Genomic DNA, 20,046 nt, shown 5'->3' on the forward strand with positions numbered 1-20,046 from the left:
GGGCTAATCTTCCCGACGTAGAGAAAGTAATTCTTGGGGAGATGCTAAGAGTTTAATTTTAGCGCTGATAATTTGCCGTTGTCGGTTGAGGATAAATAGCCACATGACATTTACACCACACCAGGATGTTTGTGCCTTACCTGTGACCTGAAATTGGATTTGGTCATTTTCTAAAGTTTCGACAATTCCTTGACGGGGATAAGCTTGAACTTTTTCAGCTTCTTGTTGTAAATAGATAGCGATCGCCTCTGGTCCCACAATACCAGATTCAAAGGGCGGATACATCACGCCATGATCGGCAAATAGAGCAGCAGTTGTCTGAAATTCTCCGGTGTTGAGCGTTTCAAAGTAACGCCGGATCATGGGTTCGACTATTCCCTCAATCTGACATTCTTCTGTTGTTGCGGCGACCTTGATCTGGGTGGCTTCTGTTGATTCAGCAGCTGTCATATAATTACCTTGATGAGGCTAGCTGAAGTTAATTTAAAGATAAAAATTGAATAAAACAAAGATGCGGTGGAAAGAGATTGGCAAAAGCGGAAATACATCTTTGTACTGATATGTTGCCCACAAAGGCGGGCAAGACTTGTACTGAGTTTGCCGAAGAATCGAAGTATGCCCTCCCCCACAAGATTGATCATCGAAAGATGTGTACTTGATTTCCTGGCGATTTATTCACAAAAATTAAATAATTATTACAGATAGGTAGGTGAGTAAATTTTTAACCAAGGTTTTGCCAGGATAATGTATAAAGAAGATGCCTATGATTGCGGCTAAATTCACATCAGAAAAATGGATCAGCATTCTGTGACTACCAGCAGTGTAGTTAAAGAAAAAGCCAGAGAGTTGGGATTCCACAAAGTAGGGATTACGGCTGTAGATGGGGTAGATAATACAGACGCACAGAGGTTACAAGCCTGGATAAGTCTGGGTTATCACGCCGATATGGAATGGATGAATAGCCCCAAGCGTCAAGATATTAGCTTAGTTATGCCAGAAGCGCGATCGCTAATATGTGTCGCCCTCAATTACTACACACCAGATCAACGTCCTGAAGGCGAAGAATACGCCAAAATCTCTCGCTATGGCTGGGGTAGAGACTATCATAAAGTGATGCATAAAAAGCTCAAGGCGCTGATGTTCTGGCTAGAATCATTGGGCGCAGGGATACAAGCGAGATATTATGCAGACACTGGCCCAGTACAAGATAAAGTCTGGGCGCAACGAGCCGGAATCGGTTGGATTGCCAAAAATGGGAATTTGATCACTAGAGAATATGGCTCTTGGGTATTTTTAGGAGAGATCATTACAAATCTGGAACTAGAAAGCGATCGCCCACATACAGAACACTGTGGTAGCTGCACTCGTTGTCTAGATGCTTGTCCCACAGGTGCAATCACCCAACCATTTGTAGTCGATGCTAATCGCTGCATCGCTTATCATACCATCGAAAACCGCTCGGAAACATTACCAGCAGCAATATCAGAAAATTTACAAGGTTGGGTAGCAGGTTGCGACATTTGCCAAGATGTTTGTCCGTGGAATCAGCGTTTTGCCCAGACAACAGATGTGGCAGATTTTCAACCTTATCCGGCTAATATTGCACCACAGCTGATAGAATTAGCCAACATCTCAAACCAAGAGTGGGATAAACGATTTCCCGCATCAGCCTTGCGGCGGATTAAGCCAGAAATGTTCAGAAGAAATGCCCGTGCTAATCTTGACGCATCCAAACCTAACGAATGACCCAAAAAGTAATTATTTTTGATTTTGATGGCACGATTGCGGATACAGTAGATGCTCTTGTGACTATTGCCAATCGTTTAGCTGTAGAGTTTGGTTATATACAAATTACCCCAGAGGAACTTGCTCTGCTCAGAACTTTTACCTCTAGGGAAATTATTAAATACTCAGGCATCTCTTTATTTAAAATTCCCTTTCTACTCAAAAAAGTTAAAGGAGAATTAAAACACAAACTTCCAGAATTAAAACCGATACCGGGTATTCAGGAAGCCTTAATAGAACTGCAACATCAAGGTTATAAGTTAGGCATTATTACGTCTAATTCTCAAGAAAACGTGACGGCTTTTCTGCAAAATAACGCATTAGAATATTTATTCGACTTTATTTATTCAGGAGTCACGATTTTTGGTAAAACAACGATAATAAATAACGTATTAAGACAAAAAGAACTGAAAACTCAAGGAGTCATTTACGTTGGGGATGAAACCAGGGATATAGAAGCCTCAAAAAAAGCTAATATCAAAGTGATTGCAGTTACTTGGGGCTTTAATTCTCCCGAAGCTTTAGCTAAACAAAAACCAGATTTTCTGATTAACCAACCCAGCGAACTACTGGAAGTGATCAAAAACTGCTGAGAGGTTGTTTCTCTAGTGCCAAACTTAACCGAATAACCTCTCTCCCACCCTCTCTACAGGGCAGGGAAGAGGAACAGCTTTTATTATGGTCGATGCTGGGAATATACCATATTTATTCCTGGTAAAAATTGGAAAAAATTACTGTTTTGATTCACCTTTTTTGAAAGCTTTTTGAACTAAATCATCATTAACATTAGTTACCCCCTCAGTTCTAGAACCTCCAAGTTCCTTTGCCATTTCTACATAGTCTTTGGGGTTACCGCTCGATTCCGTTTCAGTTTTTGTTTCTGCGACTTCAGAAATTTTTTGTTTAGGTGCGGTGGCGGCTGAAGCGGCGGCTACACCTTCATTTGTTCGGTCGATTTCACTGACACTAAATTCCTGTGCAGCTGCATAATCAGATTCAAAATCAACCTTTGCTGCTTTTTCTTCACCACTAGCCATATTCTCAGCAGCTAATTGTGCATCATGGGTAGAAGCTTGATTTACATTGGGTTTCACTTGTTCAGCCATAAATAAGACCTTGGGTAAATTTGCAATTGCTGGAGCGATTTTACCAAAGCAAGTAGTAATTTTGTTTCTGTCTTGAGAGAGACTTATACATCTACTAAAGGTAGATAAAAACTATTTAAGATAACTCTTTCTTTCGGAAGTAGATTATGGATGTGAAACTTTGGTAATCCTTAATAGGATTTATAAATTCATGGAGATTCCTTGTGACTACAACTTCTAAAAAGAATGTTTCCCAAGCACTAAGCAATGAAACTATAAAAGTAGTTGAAGAGTTTAATGCCTTAGATACCGATGCTAAATTAGCATGGTTTTATTTTGTTTATGAAAAAATGGGTAAATCCATTACTCCTGCGGCTCCAGATGCGGCTGAACCAGAACTTGCACCCCTGCTTTTAGGAGACTATTTCCAGTTGTCACCGGAACAACAATTAACAATTATGCGGGATATTGTGGAGTGTAAAGACACAGAATACTCCCGTGCTTATGGCGCGATTAAAGAAAATAATCAACTTTTAGTTTGGTATGCTTGGGCTGTGGCTATGGGAGATCAAGTAGTGGGAATGCCAAATAATTACAACCGGACTGATGCAATCAAAAATTTGCTTTCCCAAACTGAAAAACTCGATTTTGAAGGACAAATATCTGTGTTTCGCACAATCGCTGGTCAAATGGGATATAGCGATGTTCAACCTATTGAGACACAAGCGCAAACCGGCAAAACCTCCAGTTTGTAATCAGAATTTGTAGAGGCGCGATTCGTCGCGTTTGTGCTGGGGAATCGGGAATAATAAAATATGGAACCTCACCCCCAACCCCTTTCTTTAGCAAGGAGAGGGGAGGTTTTTATCAATATTTAAGACTGGGTAAGATATTATTTAATTCATATTTCTTAGGACATTGTGACTTGAGTTAAATCCTTTGGTGTCAAGTTGCTGTGGACGACTTCGCCATCACGAAACCAAACAATGCGTTGGGTTTGACGCGCCACTTCTGATTCATGAGTCACCATGACAACGGTGATTCCACTGCTATTTAATTCGGTAAAAATATCCAATACTTCCTGGGTTGTATGGGAATCAAGTGCGCCTGTGGGTTCATCGGCGAGGAGGACAACGGGACGATTGACTATAGCACGTGCGATCGCAACCCGTTGTTGCTGTCCCCCAGATAATTGCGTGGGTTTGTTATTCAGGCGCTTTTCTAGACCAACTTTTATCAAGGCTTCGGTGGCGCGATCGCGTCTTTCGCTGGGGTTGACGCTGGCGTATACCATTGGTAGCATGACATTTTCTAAGGCTGTCAGTTGGGGTAATAAGTGGAATTGTTGGAACACAAACCCCAGTTTTTTATTGCGGATTTTTGCCAAATCTGCATCGTTCATTTGGGCGACATCAAGGTTATCTAGATAATAATGGCCGTTGCTAGGGCGATCTAAACAGCCGATAATATTCATGGCTGTGGATTTACCAGAACCAGAAGGCCCCATAATTGAACAATATTCCCCCTCATTGATCGTCAAATTCACATCATTAAGGGCTTTGACTTCGGTTTCACCACTTCCATAGATTTTAAAGATATTCTCTAGGCGAATAATTGCCGATTTCGGTGCAGGATTAGGAAAGTGAGCATCAGTAATTGTGATAGTGTTTGTCATAAGAATTTAGTTATTGGTTCTGAGAAATGCAATGAATCGCGTCTGTACAATAGACATATCCGCAAATAAGTATCAAAACCTTGTACAGCGAGGGTCAAAACCTAATTTTCGGATAAGTCTAATCAAGGAGTAAAACACACTACTTTCACCATTAATATATAGATACAGTCACGTAGTTAGCAATCTTGAGTTACGATAACACCTGCAAATACCTTGCCGAAAACTATCCCACTGAATTTGCTCAATGGTTACTTGATTCTGAAACCCCAGATATCCAAGTCCTCAAAACAGAATTGAACCTGGAACCCATTCGCGCTGATTCGGTGACGTTTTTGCAAATTGCCAACCAAATTTTACCGAAAAATTGGGTTTAAAGCCCCGTCGTTTTACGACGGCTTTTAATTCATTAGTGTACTAAGATACTGCTATACTAATTGTAGTGGAAAGGTAATCAACCACTTAAAAAACCTAGCCGTTGAAAAACAAAGCACTGAACCTTGATAATTGAATCTATGCGGTTCTACTGCATTATTCTAGTTTCTTCCTAGCAGTAGGTAAAAGATTTATAGGGGCTAGACGACTCAGAATTTTGAAACATTTGTTTCAAACTAAACAGGACTTGCACTAATGCAAATAGGGTAGGGCATACCCGAATTAACGCTTGGGGAGAATCCCACCTCTGGTCTAGATGACGCAAGGACTCTAGGTTAAGTGGTTTCGTTGAACCAAGAATCCCCGTCGATTTATCGCGGGGAGTGTCAAATTTAGAGTTTCAAACTACACCGAAATCCACATATCCACTCGACTTTCGGATGCTGGATTACTACACCAGATTAAAACGCCAATATTGGTGTGATATTGAACAGGTGTTGATTTTCTTACAACCCACTTCCTCAGAAATTGTGTTTAATACACAATATGTAGATAAGAAAACTAGACATGAGTATCGCGTAATTCGCTTATGGGAAGAAGACCATACACCCCTATTAGCTAATCCTGCACTCTTACCACTGGCGACATTGGCTAGAACCGATTCACCCCAAGACTTATTAGAGCAAGTCGCTGCTAGTGTCGATATGATTGAGGTAACAGACGAGCGACAGAATATTTCAGCTTGTGTTCAGGTTCTAGCTGGTTTGCGATTTGATAAAGGTTTGATTCAACAGCTATTTAGAGAGGAAATTATGCAAGAATCTGTGATTTACCAAGATATTTTGCAAAAAGGAGAACAAAGAGGTTTGCAAAAAGGAGAGGTGGCGGTGATATTGCGTCTTTTGAAACGTCGCCTTGGTGCAATTGAACCAGAAATAGAAGAGCAAATTCGCGCTTTATCCATTAATCGACTAGAGGATTTAGCTGAGGCGTTGTTAGATTTCTCTAGCCAAAGTGATTTAGTGAATTATTTGGTGAATACCTCTCAACCCAATATAGGAGATTAAGGAAAGTATAGGGCGAATATAATTCGCTACTACACAAACTTAGTCTACCTCCGTGGACTAATGAAATAACCCACGTAGAAGGGTTTAGTCTGTATAGCCGCGACTTCTCGCCGAGGCTTGTAATAAATTAAACTTATGCATTCATCCTCTAAGCACTTCTGAGGGCGACAATGGGGTCAAGTTGAGCAGCACGCCGGGCGGGAACGACACCAAAAAATAAGCCAATTCCGCCGGAGACACCAACGGCTGTAGCGATCGCAATGGGAGAAATTGCAGCTTCTAAGGGAGTGACTACTGCTACCAATAGAATCCCGCTCACACCAACCGCAGTCCCAATTAAACCACCGATCACGGAAACTATCACCGCTTCAATAATAAATTGAAGTAGAATATCTTGTTCGGTTGCGCCAATTGCTTTTCTGAGTCCAATCTCTTGGGTGCGTTCGGTGACGGAAACTAGCATAATATTCATGATGCCAATCCCGCCCACAAATAATGATATCCCGGCGATCGCAGCTAGCATAATCGTTAATGCACCTGTGATTTGACCGACGGTTTGCAAAGCATCCTTCTGAGTATTGATCGTGAAATCATCTTCTCCAGTAATTTTGTGCCGCAAACGCAGCAAATTAGTAATTTGAAACTTGGCTGCATCCACACTATCAGCATCCTTAGCTGAGACGACAATATAAGTTAACTCTAATCCGAAGGGAGAAGTTCGCCCCACAATTCTGTTAGCCATTGTGATCAGTGGAATTAAGGCGGCTTCATCGTAATTAACGCCTAAGTTTGAGCCTTTGCTTTCTAGGACTCCAATGACTTGGAAACTGGCATTTTTAATCCGCAACTGCTGACTGACAGGGTTACTATTACCAAATAATCTTTCTGCTAAGTCTGCGCCTAATACCACAACTTGGTTATTGCGCCTCATATCTACGTCGGTAAAAAATCGCCCTGTAGCAGTTTCAAAGTCGCGCACGGTCAAAAAAGTGGGAGTTGTGCCAATGATATTCACATTACTGTTTTGATTGCCATATGTGACTACCTGTCTGCTATTCAACTCTCCGGTGACTGCGGCTACCGTTGGGACTTGATTAGCGATCGCTTCAGCATCTTCATAGACTAAAGTTTTCGGTACCTCTCTAGAGATGCGCTGAGTGGCTTGATTTCCTGGAATCACAAATAACACATTTGGCCCTAAAGATTCCAATTGTTTAGAGACAAACCTTTGTCCGCCTTCCCCAATCCCAATCATCGCAATTACCGAAGCATTCCCGATGACAATCCCCAACATCGTCAAGGCGCTACGCAACTTATTGGATAGCAGGGTTTTTCCTGCCATTTGCATACTTTCTAGGAAATTCATATTAATTCGTAATTAAGAGATGCGCCGAAGATTTTATTGGTTATTCTGCTCTTTAGCTTTTTCGGTGATGTAGTCTTTTGGTGGGTTAATAAATACGCGATCGCCTTCTTGCACTCCCTGTAAAATTTGAGTTTGGTCTTCAATTTGCGCCCCAATCGTCACTTCCCGAAACAGGGGTTGATTTTGGTCATCTGTGACTAAGACACCTGTTTTACCATTTTCAGTGACAATTGCTACCGTCGGCAACACCAAAGCATCACTGAGGCGATCGCCTAAAAAAGTCAAATCCACATTTAAGCCAGAACGCAGTTCCTCTGTACCCGTATCCAGTTCTACCCGCACCTGAAAGGATGTTACGCCTTGTTCCACCACCGCTTCCGGAGCAATCAAACGCACATTACCTTGAAATACTTGATCAGGATAGGCATCAGCCACAATTTCCACCGACTGTCCCTGTTCAATTCTGCCAATATCCACCTCTGGAACTTGCGCCAGCACTTCTAAACCCCGTGCAACTGCCACAATCGAACTAGAAGTTGCCGATGCACTAGTAGAAGCCGAAGTTGTGGGAGTCACAAAAGCACCGACATTGGCGTATTTCTGCGTCACAATTCCGGATAATGGCGCACGAATTACAGTATCTTGTAACCTCACTTCTGCCGCCTGAATTTGAGCTTCTGCCGCTTTCACGGCTGCTTGACGTTGAGCAATTTCCTCTGGACGATTGCCATTTTCCAAAAGTATCAATGCGGCGCGGGCTTCGGTTACAGCAGCTTCCCTAGCTGTAATTTCTTCATTCCGACTACCAATTTCTAACAGTGACAATCGTTTTTGGGCTTCATCTAAACTCGCTTTTGCCCTTTGGTCTTCACTAATATACTGATCTAATTGATCCTGAGAAATTGCTCCTTGCTGACTTAATTCTCGATAGCGATTTACCCGTGATTGCGTCAGAGTTACCTGTGCTTGGGCTGAATTTACCTGTGCTTGGGCTTGGGCAATTTCCTGATCACGATTCCCCGCACGAGCTTGATTTAACTGCGCCTGAGCTTGGGCTAGACGCGCCTTGGCTTGCTCTATTTCTTGGGGACGACTCCCCGCACGGGCTTGGTCTAATTGTGCCTGTGCTTGGGCTAAATTAGCGCGATTCTGGAGGATTTGCGCCCGGATATCGCCCACATCCATCCGGGCTAGAATTTGTCCTTGTTCAACGCGATCGCCTTGTTCTACATATAACTGTGCCAATACACCGGGGTTTTTGGGACTAATATTCACACTTTGAACAGGCACAACTTTCCCACTAGCAGTAATCCGTAAAGTCACATTTTGTGATTCTACAGAAACAGTTAATTCGGTGATATTTTGTTCACGATTTTTTTCATTGACCAGATTATAGGTAATAGTTGTACCCACAGCCAAACAACCTGCGGCTATTAACCCAATTCCCCAACGTAGTGGATATTTAACTTTGCCAATTAGAGGCAATTCTATTTGCCTAACCATAAATAATAGCCTACGAATATCACTTGGCTTTAATAGCTTAATTAAGCAAGTGTATGAATTTAAAAGACGTGTGGACTAAACACTAAATATTTATCCATAGACTAAACTATAAAGCTGAAATTCAGCTTCATAGTTGCTTAATCTTTCTTTATCTTAGCTTTTAGTCCTTGTTTACGCCTTCACCTGATCAACTAATTTTGCCAGTGTGATTATCTGGTACTCCGGAATGTCACAGTCCTTTGTAAATTAGCCAAAGCGCGATTGTAATTTAAAATCGCTGAGACTCGATTACCTTCAGCTCTGGTCAAATCGTTTTCCGCAAAAATGACATCTGTTTGAGTACCTACGCCGGCTTCAAAGCGCAATCTGGCTAAACTCAGAGCTTCTCTGGCTTGATTTAAAGCCACGCTAGAAGTTTGGATATTATCTAAATTTGACTGTAACTGAGCATAGAATTGTTCCACATCAAAGCGAATTTGGTCACGCTGACTAGCAAATTGACTTTCGGCGATCGCAATATTAACTTTAGACTGAGCTGCACTGGCTCTAGCTGCTCCCCCATCGAATAAAGTTAAACTAGCGCTGAGTCCCACCGAATAACCATCAGTCAGGCTTTGCCCATCGTTAAATCGATCTAAGATGTTGTAATTGCCATTCACACTCACTTGTGGCCCTAGCCGTGAAAGCGCTTGTCGTCGCTGTTGCTCAGAAATATTCCGTTGTGCTAAAAACTGTTGCAATTCTGGGCGGTTTTGAAAGGCTTGCACAATCGATTCTTCCACAGTTTGCTGCCAAAGTCCCGCCACTTCTACAGCATCTGCGGCACTAATAGTGGCTGACTGTGCCAAATTTAACAGAGTAGCAAACCGACGACGGGCAATTTCCTGTTGTGAAACAGAATTAGTTAGGCCTTGTTGAGCATTGGCCAAATTTACTTGAGATTGTAGCACGTCGAACCGCGTACCGATTCCCGCCTGTTCTCTAGCTTGAGCGTCTCGCAAACTCGCCTGGGAATTTTCCACAGCAGATTGATTAATTCTGACTTGTTCATCTGCTTCTTGCAAATCGTAATATTGAGTAGTGACATTCAACTGGATTTCTGAAGACTGGTTCTCTACATTTAATTCATCTATCCGTAGCTGCTCCTCAGCTGCGCGGACGATAGCTTGACGATTCCCAGAGGTATAAAGGTTATAACTTATTTGTGCTTGACCATTGACAGAAGTACTGGATTGAGAGGCGCTACCAGTAAAACCATCACCACTGTTAGTCAAGTTAGTATTAAGACCAGCATTAGGAGAAAAAACAGCTTGAGACTCTCTTAATGCCGCGCGACTACGTTCTAGCGCTAATATGGATACCTGTAAATCTCGATTGTTGCGTTTCGCGAGTTCCAAAGCCTCAGCTAAAGTGATCGCCTGAGTGCGCTGAATCCTCACTTCTTCCGGCTTAGTGGGAAACTGGAGAGGATTGGGATTAGGGTTGAGAAAATCGGGAACTTGTACCGAATTCCCTGGGGTGACTGGGGGACTCTGTGCAGCTACACTTGTGGCTAAAGTGGGAATCAGAAGCGCAATCGCCAAGGCCACCCCGGTAGAATGGATAGAGAAGAAGATAGAAGGCATATTTTTGCTTTTAGAATCAGGTTTCTCAGCAATTATAGAAATTATCGTCCTGAATTAGCCTACTATTAAACCATCCTGCACTCGAATAATCCTTTGAGTTTGAGCAGCAATATCAGGCTCGTGAGTCACAATCACAATGGTGATTCCTTGCTGATTCAGTTCTGTGAGCAAATTCATCACATCGTAGGAAGTTTCCGTATCTAAAGCACCTGTTGGCTCGTCCGCCAAAACCAACGCAGGACGATTCACCAACGCACGAGCGATCGCTACTCGTTGTTGTTGTCCACCAGAGAGTTGATTAGGACGGTTAGAAATGCGATCGCCTAGTCCCACCCTTTGTAATGCTGACAATGCCCTTTCACGGCGTTTTGCTTTGGGCAAATTGGCATAAATCATTGGTAGCATCACGTTTTCCAGCGCTGTCGCCCTAGCCAATAAATTGAATTGTTGGAACACAAACCCAATTCTTTGGTTACGGATATATGCTAATTCATCATCATCAAAGGTAGTCAGATTTCTGCCTTCAAAAATATAGTTTCCCGCTGTGGGGCGATCGAGACACCCGACAATATTCATCAGGGTAGATTTCCCTGAACCTGAAGCACCCATAATTGAGACATATTCCCCTTCTTCAATGGAAAGTTGAATTCCTTTCAGTATGGGGACAGCCATTTCTCCTAAATTGTAGGTTTTAGTAATAGATTCCATCCAAATCATTGTGGTCATACAATTTTAGATTTTAGATTTTAGATTTTGGATTTTAAATTTTGGTTCGACCCACAGATACAGCATATTTAATTTGAGTGAGGTACACCAGTTCTTGGCGTTCTTGGCTTCTTGGCGGTTCGATAAATTAAGCTTTTCGGCAATTGTTGCGTAAATCCTGATAGACATTTAGCTATTTTGCGTAACTACTGATTTAATCACTTCTCAAAGCCGTAATTGGATCTAATTTGGAGGCATTGCGGGCAGGAATTACACCAGCGAGTAAGCCAACGCCCAAGGATAATCCGAAGCCGGCAATTATTGATAATAAGGAAATTACAAAGGGAAATTTAAACACAGTTGCCGCACCAAAGGCAATCACAATTCCACCTCCTATCCCAATTGCTCCTCCCAATGTGGAAATGACGATCGCTTCGGCTAAAAATTGATTGAGGATGGCGGAATTGGTGGCTCCGACTGCTTTACGAATGCCAATTTCTCGCGTCCGTTCCACAACTGAAACCAGCATAATATTCGCAATGCCAATCCCCCCAACGACTAAGGAAATTCCGGCGATCGCGACTATCATGACTGTAAATAAACCGACAATATTAGTGAAGGTGCTGACAATATCAGCTTGGTTAGTCAGGCGAAAATCATCGGGTTGTGGTGGATAGATATTGTGGCGTAAGCGTAACAGATTGGTAACTTGAAACTGAGCCGCTTCTAACTTCTCCGGATCACTGGATTTAATTAAAATCCCATTCACAGAAATACCTGTAAGGGCATTGTTACCGACAATTCGCCGCGACATACTGGTGAGAGGAATAAAAACTTGGTCATCTCGATCATTGGGACCTTGAGAACCTTTAGGTTCCATCACCCCAATTACTTCATAAGGCTCTCCCTGAATGCGGATTCTCTCACCGATGACATTGGCATTTTGCCCAAACAGTGTCCTTTGGACTGTAGGGCCAATAATAGCTACCTGTGTCGCCTTATCGAGTTCTTCTTGAGTAAAAAATCTTCCTTGCTGGGGAAAAGTATTCCGCGCTTCTGGGTAATTCAAATCTGTGCCAAAAACGGTTGTAGAAGTATTTTGTTGTCCATAAACAACTTGTGTATTGCGTTGGAGGTAGGCAGAAACAACTTCAGCTGATGGGGCTTGTGTGGCGATCGCCTGAGCATCTTGCCAAGTCAAAGTACTACTAGAACCTACACCTTGACGCACATTACCGCTTCTAGCCGCACCAGCCAAAACTTGAATCACATCAGTACCCAAACCCTGAATCTGTTGCTCAACACCCCTTTGCACCCCTTGACCCACAGAAGTAATGGCAATCACGGAAGCAATGCCAATAATCACACCCAGCATAGTTAATCCTGTGCGTAATTTGTTACTCCACAGTGTTTCTGCTGCCATTGACAAAATTTCTAGCAATGGTACTTTACGGGTATTCGGAACTTTGTTAACAGTTTTTAGCATATTGGTAATTTAAACCTAAAATTAAGGGCGATCGCCTCGATTTCGACCACCGCCCCCACCACCACCCATACCAGGAAGAATACCCCCTCGTGGTGTTGAGCGCGGACGTGATCCCGGTGGAAAACTCAGCAAAACTTCCTCATCTCCTGACAAACCAGACTTCACTTCAGTAAAGTTATTCTCAGTCACCCCAGTTTCAATGCGAGTAAAAACAGGTTCTCCATCAGCTCCGCCAACAAACACACCTGTACTATTTTCTCGACGTACAACCGCAGCTGTCGGCACGACTAAAGCATTTTCTACCTGATCAACTTGAAACTCTGCTTCCACATTCATTCCTGACCTCAGTCGGCTTTCAGGGTCTGCCAGTGATACCCTCACTTCAAAGCTGGTAACATTCTGCACTACAACAGCTTGAGCAGCGATTTGACTGACTTTTCCGGCAAAAGTTTCTCCTGGGTAAGCATCGGCTGTAATCGTCACTGGTTGACCAAGGCTAATTTGGGAAATATTAGTTTCAGCTAAACTTGTCACCACCTCATTGATGGAAGCCAAAGACAAGATAGAAGAAGAAGTAGCAGAAGATACGTCACTACCCGCAGTTGTCGGAGTCACAAAAGCCCCTGGATCTGCAAATTTTCTCGTCACCAAACCATCAAAAGGAGCGCGAATAATCGTGTCATTGATTTGGGCTTGAATATTTTGCAGCGAACCACGAGCCGACATCACTTGAGCGCGAGCAGCATCAATATCTTCTCGTCGCGTTCCGGCTCTCAAAAGTCCCACAGCTTCCTGTCTTTGCCTGACTGTCGCTCTGAGTTGATCAATATCTTCTGGACGTGATCCTGCTTGTTGCAACGCCAATGCTTGCTGGGCTTCATTTACCTGGGACTGGGCGTTGTCACGGTCGGCACGGATTTGGTTGAGAATTTGCAGAGAAATACCGCCAGCATTGTAGAGTTGCTGGTTGCGGCGTAAATTATCTTCTGTTTGATTTAAATTAGTTTGAGCGCTGTTTAAGCGGGCTTGAGCTTGGGCAATTTCCTGGGGACGATTTCCTGTTTCTGCCCTTCGCAGATTTGCTTGCACTTCCTCTAATTGTGCCTGAGCTTGGGCAATATCTTGAGGACGATTACCTGCTTCTAACTTTTGGAGATTTGCTTGAGCTTGCGCCAGTTGTCCACGAGCCGAGGTGAGTTGTCCTTGCAGGTTGGAATCATCCATGTAAGCGACAATTTGTCCTTCTGTGAGGATATCTCCTTCTTTCACCAACAGTTTTTTTAATATTCCAGAATTTTTAGGGCTGAGGTTGATTGACCTCTCAGGCTTGACTGTGCCATTAGCGGAAACTGTGACCGTTAAGCTCTGCCTTTCTACAGGCTGTGTCAGCACCCGTTCTCTGGCTTCTTGGTGGGGACGGAGGGCTAATTGGTAATAAACTGCATAGCCCACACCACCCACAAGTCCGAGGATGAGTAACCAAGACAGCCAATGCTTGCGGCTCTTTTTCTCCACCTTTGTGATCAAAGATGAAGCATCTACTGGCTTTGATGTATCAAGTTTCATAGAAATATAATAAAGTTCGTGTTGAGAAAAAATGGCTACCGAGCTAGTTCTGAACGGCTAGAACTGTCGCCTGGTAGCCCTATACTTGCATTTTCGTTAGTTTCTATTTATGACTATAAAAAGGGCTGACCGTAGTTTAGAGATTCAGTAATTTCATCCAAAATTGGGATGATTGTATTGTAATCAATTGTAACCTGCTATCTTTTCACCTCACCTCTTCGTTCCTCGCAGCAGCTCCTATTTTAGGTATGGGGAGTCAGCCACAGGGAAGGTTTGACTTCTGATTTTCCCAGAAATTTAATGGTGTTGATGTGCGGACAGAGATATTGGCAATGGATACAAGTAATTATTAACGACAAACACTCAATTTGAGGCATGACCGCAGTCACTATTAATTGAAAATGGTGTATGACTAAAGTCATCAATTTGCTTGTGGGTTCAAAATAGGTGATGTAGTTTGGCGATCGCCAGTGGTTTTCAATCAGTCACAGGTCAGAATCCCCGACTAATTGTCCTCCTGCGTTCTTCAATTCCTGACAATGGTGATTGATATCAGCAGCTAAATTAGTTAAGGTGATGGATGCAGCCAGCGCTCACGACTATAAACTTTACCTTTCTTCTCAAGTAGAGATCGTATAAGCTAGCTGGAAGATTCCTTGATTTGTGGCTAAGGGGCTGTAGTGTGCCTAAACATATTAGTTTGATTTCTCTTCTGGTTGTCTGTAGTTTGTGGAATATGCCCAAGGCAGTTCACGCACAGGCACTGATACCTCATACACTGCAAATAGATGCAGAAAATTTGGAAAAACAAGGGTTGGGTTTAGCACAAGAAGCAGCTCAACTCGGACAATTTCAGCAGTTTGAGTTGGCTTTGCCACGGGCTAGATTGGCTAGTCAACTGGCTCCTAATAATGATAGAGTCTGGTTTCTGTTAGGTGGTTTACATTTGCAAGCCAAAGATTTTGATGCGGCGATCGCGGCTTTGCAAAAAGCACAATCGATCAATCCCCAAAATTCTGACGTTGTGTTTGCTTTGGGTTCGGCTAATTTTCAACAGCAAAATTACCAAGCAGCGGCGGCGCTTTACCAAAAAGGTTTGCAGTTAAAACCTGACAACCCAGAAGGCTTGTTTGATTTGGGGAATGCTTACTATATGTTAGGTCGATTGCCAGAAGCGATCGCCCAGTACAATAAATCTTTCTCTCAAGATCCAAAATTCTGGCCGGCGATTAACAACGTTGCCTTAATCAAATACGAACAGGGTGATGTTGACAGCGCGATTAAGCAATGGCGAGCTTCTGTTAACATCGACAAACAAGCCGCAGAACCTTTATTAGCATTAGCAGTGGCACTGTATAATCAAGGCGACCGCCAACAAGCCCTGTCAATGGGAGAAGCCGCACTCGGCATAGATCAGCGCTATGCCAATTTAGATTTCCTCAAGGAAAATCTCTGGGGTGAAAAATTACTCTCTGATGCGAAAAAGTTCTTAGAATTGCCACGCATTCAAGCGGCTCTAGAGCCACAGGAAAACTAATCAGCCGTCAGGTAAGGGCGTAATTACTCATTGCTAATTCGGATTTACAGGTGCTATCCCCAGAGGCAAAATTCAACAATCTTTACCTTCTGCCTTTTTTACTTGACATCTTATAGTACATAAATACTATATAATGCAGGAACTATTCGCCCAAAGTCTGAGTGGGCGAGTATTCCTGACATAAATCGTCAGTTTTTAGTGGATATCTTGGGGGAGAAGTGCAATGATTTGTTCAACAAACTGTTGATGATCAACAACGGGCTTAGAGATGTAGCCATCAGCGCCGCTTTGCTTGAGAAAGTTCTCGCGATCGCCTTGCATAGCGTGTGCGGTTACCAGAATAACAGGTAAATGTGCCGTTTTTGGGTTGGATTTCAACATTTGTGTAATTTTGATCCCATCAACAGACTGACCTTGGTAAACACTTCTAGACAAAGAAACATCCATTAAAATCAGGTCGGCTGCTCCTGAGTGGGCGATTTCCATAACTTCTTCCACATTTTCTGTATGTTTTACATCCAAGCCACCCCGCTTGGTCAAAATTTTGGAAAAAACGCGAGCATTAATCAGATCGTCTTCAACAATTAGAACAGTTTTCATGAGAATTTTATTTATAGACTAGATGGAGATGACAACCTGACAAAAACAGTTGTCTAGCTCCTTTTTAATGATCAAATTACCACCCCGTCATCAAGGATAATACTACTGCTATTTATCCTTTGACTATCAAGATTGTGTTAGGAAAGCCATTTCATCCGTTATGCTGTGTTTGCTGCGGTGTTCAATTCAAGTGACCTTTGTGTAATTAAATTTCAGGGAAAAAACTCATGGCAAAACAGTTAAACCTTCTCCCCACGGGACAGGTAATCACAACAGCCCTGCACACGGAGATGCAACGGTCTTACTTAGAATATGCCATGAGTGTGATTGTTGGGCGGGCGTTACCAGACGTGCGTGATGGCTTAAAACCAGTGCATCGGCGGATTTTATATGCTATGCATGAACTAGGTTTAACGCCAGATAGACCCTATCGTAAGTGCGCCCGTGTAGTCGGAGATGTCCTGGGTAAATACCATCCTCACGGTGACCAATCAGTTTATGATGCCTTAGTCAGATTAGTACAAGAATTTTCCTGCCGCTATCCCCTATTGTCAGGACATGGTAACTTTGGGAGCGTCGATAATGACCCACCAGCCGCCATGCGTTACACAGAAACGCGTCTCGCCGCCATCAGCCATGAAGGAATGTTGGCAGAAATTGGCGATGAAACTGTGGAATTTATCGGTAACTTTGATAATTCCCAACAAGAACCCACCGTACTCCCGGCTCAATTGCCTTTTCTATTGCTGAATGGCTGTTCTGGTATTGCTGTCGGTATGGCTACCAATATTCCCCCGCACAACTTGGGAGAATTAGTGGATGGCTTGATTGCTTTAATTGACCAACCGGATTTGTCAGAACAAAAGTTATGGGAAATCATTCCTGGCCCCGACTTTCCTACCGGGGGAGAAATAGTTGGTGATACAGGGATTCGGGAAGCATACACCAGTGGTAAGGGTAGTATTGTGTTGCGAGGAGTCGCCAATACAGAGGAAATTGCCCCTACTAGAGGAAGTAAGCGACGGACGGCAATTATTATCACAGAATTGCCTTATCAAGTGAATAAGGCTGCCTGGATTGAAAAAGTAGCAGATTTAGTCAATCACGGTCGTTTGCATGGAATTTCTGATTTGCGGGACGAAAGCGATCGCGAAGGAATGCGGGTAGTAATTGAACTCAAACGCGATACCAACCCCCAAGAACTTCTGCAACACTTGTATCACCAAACCGCCTTGCAAAGCAACTTTGGGGCGATTCTCTTAGCCTTGGTAGATGGACAACCCCGCCAGTTAAGTTTGCGGCAAATGTTACAGGAATTTTTGAAATTCCGCGAGCAAACCCTCAACCGTCGTTACAGTTATGAGTTGGGTAAGGCAGAAAGTCGGTTGCATATCGTGTCCGGGTTGCTCAAAGCATTATCGCAACTGGATCAATTAATTGAAATTTTGCGAACAGCTGCTGATGGGACTACGGCAAAAATGAGCCTCTGTAGCCGTCTGGATTTGAGTGAGTCACAGGGAGATGCTATTCTAGCGATGCCATTACGCCGCCTCACCAGTTTAGAACGGCACAATTTGCAGCAAGAATTTGAGCAACTCAGTGAGCAAATTGATTCATTGCAAAGATTACTCAGCGATCGCCACGAATTACTGAAGACACTGAAAAAAGATTTGCGATCGCTCAAGCGCAAATATAACAATCCTCGCCGAACGAAGCTCTTAGCTAGGAGTAATGAGGAGTTTGCCAAAGTCAAAGGAGTCGAAAAACTTCCCAGCACAGCCGCCGAAATCAATCCCCAAAATTCACCCTCTTCTGAACCAGCAGAAGAAGTAGTCTTAGAATTTAGCCAACGGGGATATGTGCGTCGCCTTCAGCCATCAGGAAAGAAATCGAAAGTTGAAAACGGTCTACCTGATCATGACTTCATCATCCAAACCGATTTGACCGCCACAGATCAAGACTTGCTGGTCATTACCAGCAGTGGCAAAGTTTACCCTGTGAATGTGGGAGATATTCGCCCTACCACCGGACGTTCTCCACGGGGAACACCACTGATTACCATGCTCAGTACTACGGCTCAAGGCGCTCAAGAAGCCTTGGTTGGTCGCCTGATTCTTCCAGAGAATTTGGAAACTAGGCAGATGGTTCTCCTGACCAAGGAGGGGCGAATTAAGCGCCTGACTTTGGGAGAATTTACGAATCTGACTCGTCGGGGAATTACGATTTTAAAGCTCAAAGAAGATGATGAATTGTTATTTACCCAGTTAACCACTCCCAAGGAAAATTTGATTTTAGCCAGTTCGGGCGGACGCTTGTTAAAATTCGCCGCCGATGATCAACAACTGCCGATTATGGGTCGGACGGCCATGGGGTTACAAGCATTGCGCCTGCTGAAACATCAAAAAATGGTGGGCTGTGTCACTGCGGCTGGGGAAGATAACTTGTTGCTAGTTACAGAAGAAGGATATGCCAAACGCCTACCTGTGAGTCATTTAAAACGGGCTGACCGGGGTAATTTAGGCACACAATCGCTGAAATTTGCCAGCAAAACCGATCATTTAGCTGGTATGATTCAGGCGATCGCCTCTGCTGAGGTCGCACTAGTAACCAATAAAGAGCGTGTTGTGCGGATACCTGTGGACACAGTGCCGATATTAGGTAGAGATGGTAAGGGTGAAAGCATTATTGACCTGAACCGTGATGAAAGAATTATCACTGTTGCCGAAGTGCGAATGTAATCAGCCCAATTGACACCAGAACAACCAGTAAAACTGATTTGAACCTCACACTGATTCTACCTGTGAGGTTTTTACTTTCATATAGCTCAATACAGTTCAGTTAAGCAAATTTTTCTTCTCTTTCTTAACTCTCTGTGTCCTCTGTGCCTCTGCGGTTCGTTAAAAAAAATTACTGTGACAAACAATTTGGTTCCTTAACTGAACCGTATTGTCATATAGCTGGGGAGTGGGGAGTGGGGAGTAGGGAGTGGGTTAAAACCCTTTTGGTATCTAAGTTTGATTATCAGTTTATCTCTTAACTTCCTTAGCGGTTGCCATAACTGCAAAAATTTTCTATAAGAAAGACAACTGCTAAATCTTGATTTTCCATAACAAATACAGATTATCTGAACTTTTGAGCCAAAAATCTCCAATCAAATGGTGCAATAGTTGCTAATATATAGCAATAAATATATTTATTTGTCAGTCCTTTAGTAAATCTACCCTACGATAGATGCTGGTTTTTGGATATCAAAGATAAATAACTTAGTCAATATATAGCAATAAAAATATAAATAAACTTGGTATTTCTCAATATTTTTGTTATATTAGTTTACATAAGGAAATAATACTTCGTAAATCTAGTTTGGAGTGCCAACCATGACAAACGCAACAAATGTTAATGCTCCCGTAAATGAAAATCGCAACGATTGGCGTTGGGGCTTTACACCCCAAGCCGAAATTTGGAATGGTCGCTTGGCAATGATTGGCTTTTTAGCAGCCGCACTCGTTGAGTTATTTTCTGGTCAAGGTTTTCTGCATTTTTGGGGCATTCTGTAAATTTGACTATACAGAATTAGCTACATAAAAAAATAAAGAAAAACCTGGTAATGCTGATTCACTACCAGGTTTTTTAATTGTTTGTCATTTTTTTAGTCATCAGACATTGGTGTAAAG

The 20,046-nt window shown here is 42.9% G+C and carries 17 protein-coding genes and 1 pseudogene; 8 read left to right on the plus strand and 10 right to left on the minus strand.

What is annotated here, in order from left to right:
* Window positions 1-3: 3 nt before the first annotated feature.
* Window positions 4-450: a ketosteroid isomerase family protein gene (locus tag AACX33_RS24820; RefSeq protein ID WP_194002955.1), complete on the minus strand. Its 447-nt coding sequence runs from the start codon at window positions 448-450 to the stop codon at window positions 4-6.
* A gap of 342 nt (window positions 451-792) precedes the next feature.
* On the opposite strand from AACX33_RS24820, the pseudogene queG reads away from it, so the two are divergent.
* Window positions 793-1,768, plus strand: a pseudogene (queG, locus tag AACX33_RS24825) (tRNA epoxyqueuosine(34) reductase QueG).
* Window positions 1,743-2,378, plus strand: a complete 636-nt coding sequence (locus AACX33_RS24830; RefSeq protein ID WP_194002951.1) for an HAD-IA family hydrolase — start codon at window positions 1,743-1,745, stop codon at window positions 2,376-2,378. Before queG ends, AACX33_RS24830 begins: the two are co-directional and overlap by 26 nt.
* A 138-nt stretch (window positions 2,379-2,516) precedes the next feature.
* On the opposite strand, the gene AACX33_RS24835 is transcribed toward AACX33_RS24830, so the two are convergent.
* Window positions 2,517-2,891, minus strand: coding sequence for a hypothetical protein (locus AACX33_RS24835; RefSeq protein WP_194002949.1), 375 nt, complete (start codon window positions 2,889-2,891; stop codon window positions 2,517-2,519).
* Window positions 2,892-3,094: 203 nt separating this feature from the next.
* Between AACX33_RS24835 and AACX33_RS24840 the strand changes: the two genes are divergently transcribed.
* Window positions 3,095-3,625, plus strand: coding sequence for an orange carotenoid protein N-terminal domain-containing protein (locus tag AACX33_RS24840; protein WP_194002946.1), 531 nt, complete (start codon window positions 3,095-3,097; stop codon window positions 3,623-3,625).
* Window positions 3,626-3,780: 155 nt separating this feature from the next.
* Here the strand turns inward: AACX33_RS24840 and AACX33_RS24845 are convergent, their stop codons facing one another.
* Window positions 3,781-4,545, minus strand: a complete 765-nt coding sequence (locus tag AACX33_RS24845; RefSeq protein ID WP_194002944.1) for an ABC transporter ATP-binding protein — start codon at window positions 4,543-4,545, stop codon at window positions 3,781-3,783.
* Between the two features lie 185 nt (window positions 4,546-4,730).
* On the opposite strand from AACX33_RS24845, the gene AACX33_RS24850 reads away from it, so the two are divergent.
* Window positions 4,731-4,919, plus strand: coding sequence for a hypothetical protein (locus tag AACX33_RS24850; protein WP_194002995.1), 189 nt, complete (start codon window positions 4,731-4,733; stop codon window positions 4,917-4,919).
* Window positions 4,920-5,300: 381 nt separating this feature from the next.
* Entirely contained in the window at window positions 5,301-5,984 is a 684-nt protein-coding gene (locus AACX33_RS24855; RefSeq protein ID WP_227788821.1) for a DUF4351 domain-containing protein, read from the plus strand.
* Between the two features lie 148 nt (window positions 5,985-6,132).
* On the opposite strand, the gene AACX33_RS24860 is transcribed toward AACX33_RS24855, so the two are convergent.
* The 6 genes from AACX33_RS24860 to AACX33_RS24885 form a co-directional block, all read right to left on the minus strand.
* Window positions 6,133-7,350 carry an ABC transporter permease gene (locus AACX33_RS24860; RefSeq protein ID WP_194002942.1) on the minus strand — a complete coding sequence of 406 codons (1,218 nt, stop codon included), beginning with the start codon at window positions 7,348-7,350 and terminating at the stop codon, window positions 6,133-6,135.
* Between the two features lie 33 nt (window positions 7,351-7,383).
* Window positions 7,384-8,853: an efflux RND transporter periplasmic adaptor subunit gene (locus AACX33_RS24865; protein WP_194002940.1), complete on the minus strand. Its 1,470-nt coding sequence runs from the start codon at window positions 8,851-8,853 to the stop codon at window positions 7,384-7,386.
* A 209-nt stretch (window positions 8,854-9,062) separates the two neighbouring features.
* Window positions 9,063-10,478 (minus strand): TolC family protein, encoded by a 1,416-nt coding sequence (locus AACX33_RS24870; protein ID WP_194002938.1) that lies wholly within the window; start codon window positions 10,476-10,478, stop codon window positions 9,063-9,065.
* 54 nt (window positions 10,479-10,532) lie between these two features.
* The gene (locus AACX33_RS24875; RefSeq protein ID WP_275973763.1) at window positions 10,533-11,204 is read right to left on the minus strand and encodes an ABC transporter ATP-binding protein; all 672 of its coding nucleotides are present in this window, start codon (window positions 11,202-11,204) and stop codon (window positions 10,533-10,535) included.
* Window positions 11,205-11,397: 193 nt separating this feature from the next.
* Window positions 11,398-12,669: an ABC transporter permease gene (locus AACX33_RS24880; protein ID WP_194002936.1), complete on the minus strand. Its 1,272-nt coding sequence runs from the start codon at window positions 12,667-12,669 to the stop codon at window positions 11,398-11,400.
* A gap of 21 nt (window positions 12,670-12,690) precedes the next feature.
* A complete protein-coding gene (locus AACX33_RS24885) occupies window positions 12,691-14,235 on the minus strand; it encodes an efflux RND transporter periplasmic adaptor subunit (RefSeq protein WP_194002934.1) in 1,545 nt (514 codons plus the stop codon).
* A 682-nt stretch (window positions 14,236-14,917) separates the two neighbouring features.
* Here AACX33_RS24885 and AACX33_RS24890 point away from each other — a divergent pair.
* Window positions 14,918-15,772: a tetratricopeptide repeat protein gene (locus AACX33_RS24890; protein ID WP_194002932.1), complete on the plus strand. Its 855-nt coding sequence runs from the start codon at window positions 14,918-14,920 to the stop codon at window positions 15,770-15,772.
* A gap of 195 nt (window positions 15,773-15,967) precedes the next feature.
* Here AACX33_RS24890 and AACX33_RS24895 read toward each other — a convergent pair whose 3' ends face one another.
* Complete coding sequence (locus tag AACX33_RS24895; RefSeq protein ID WP_194002930.1) at window positions 15,968-16,372, minus strand: response regulator; 405 nt, start codon at window positions 16,370-16,372, stop codon at window positions 15,968-15,970.
* A 227-nt stretch (window positions 16,373-16,599) separates the two neighbouring features.
* On the opposite strand from AACX33_RS24895, the gene gyrA reads away from it, so the two are divergent.
* Window positions 16,600-19,110, plus strand: a complete 2,511-nt coding sequence (gyrA, locus tag AACX33_RS24900) for a DNA gyrase subunit A (RefSeq protein WP_194002928.1) — start codon at window positions 16,600-16,602, stop codon at window positions 19,108-19,110.
* Window positions 19,111-19,749: 639 nt separating this feature from the next.
* Window positions 19,750-19,929, plus strand: coding sequence for a chlorophyll a/b-binding protein (locus AACX33_RS24905; RefSeq protein ID WP_194002926.1), 180 nt, complete (start codon window positions 19,750-19,752; stop codon window positions 19,927-19,929).
* Window positions 19,930-20,046 lie beyond the last annotated feature (117 nt).

This window comes from Nodularia sp. LEGE 04288, from assembly GCF_963896525.1.
Lineage (GTDB): Bacteria > Cyanobacteriota > Cyanobacteriia > Cyanobacteriales > Nostocaceae > Nodularia.

Bases quoted from the DNA above. Each gene is read 5' to 3' on its own strand.
- AACX33_RS24860 (WP_194002942.1), bottom strand. From the start codon at position 7,350: ATGAATTTCCTAGAAAGTATGCAAATGGCAGGAAAAACCCTGCTATCC.
- gyrA (WP_194002928.1), top strand. From the start codon at position 16,600: ATGGCAAAACAGTTAAACCTTCTCCCCACGGGACAGGTAATCACAACA.
- AACX33_RS24905 (WP_194002926.1), top strand. From the start codon at position 19,750: ATGACAAACGCAACAAATGTTAATGCTCCCGTAAATGAAAATCGCAAC.
- AACX33_RS24845 (WP_194002944.1), bottom strand. From the start codon at position 4,545: ATGACAAACACTATCACAATTACTGATGCTCACTTTCCTAATCCTGCA.
- AACX33_RS24830 (WP_194002951.1), top strand. From the start codon at position 1,743: ATGACCCAAAAAGTAATTATTTTTGATTTTGATGGCACGATTGCGGAT.
- AACX33_RS24875 (WP_275973763.1), bottom strand. From the start codon at position 11,204: ATGACCACAATGATTTGGATGGAATCTATTACTAAAACCTACAATTTA.
- AACX33_RS24820 (WP_194002955.1), bottom strand. From the start codon at position 450: ATGACAGCTGCTGAATCAACAGAAGCCACCCAGATCAAGGTCGCCGCA.
- AACX33_RS24885 (WP_194002934.1), bottom strand. From the start codon at position 14,235: ATGAAACTTGATACATCAAAGCCAGTAGATGCTTCATCTTTGATCACA.
- AACX33_RS24835 (WP_194002949.1), bottom strand. From the start codon at position 2,891: ATGGCTGAACAAGTGAAACCCAATGTAAATCAAGCTTCTACCCATGAT.
- AACX33_RS24880 (WP_194002936.1), bottom strand. From the start codon at position 12,669: ATGCTAAAAACTGTTAACAAAGTTCCGAATACCCGTAAAGTACCATTG.
- AACX33_RS24865 (WP_194002940.1), bottom strand. From the start codon at position 8,853: ATGGTTAGGCAAATAGAATTGCCTCTAATTGGCAAAGTTAAATATCCA.
- AACX33_RS24895 (WP_194002930.1), bottom strand. From the start codon at position 16,372: ATGAAAACTGTTCTAATTGTTGAAGACGATCTGATTAATGCTCGCGTT.
- AACX33_RS24870 (WP_194002938.1), bottom strand. From the start codon at position 10,478: ATGCCTTCTATCTTCTTCTCTATCCATTCTACCGGGGTGGCCTTGGCG.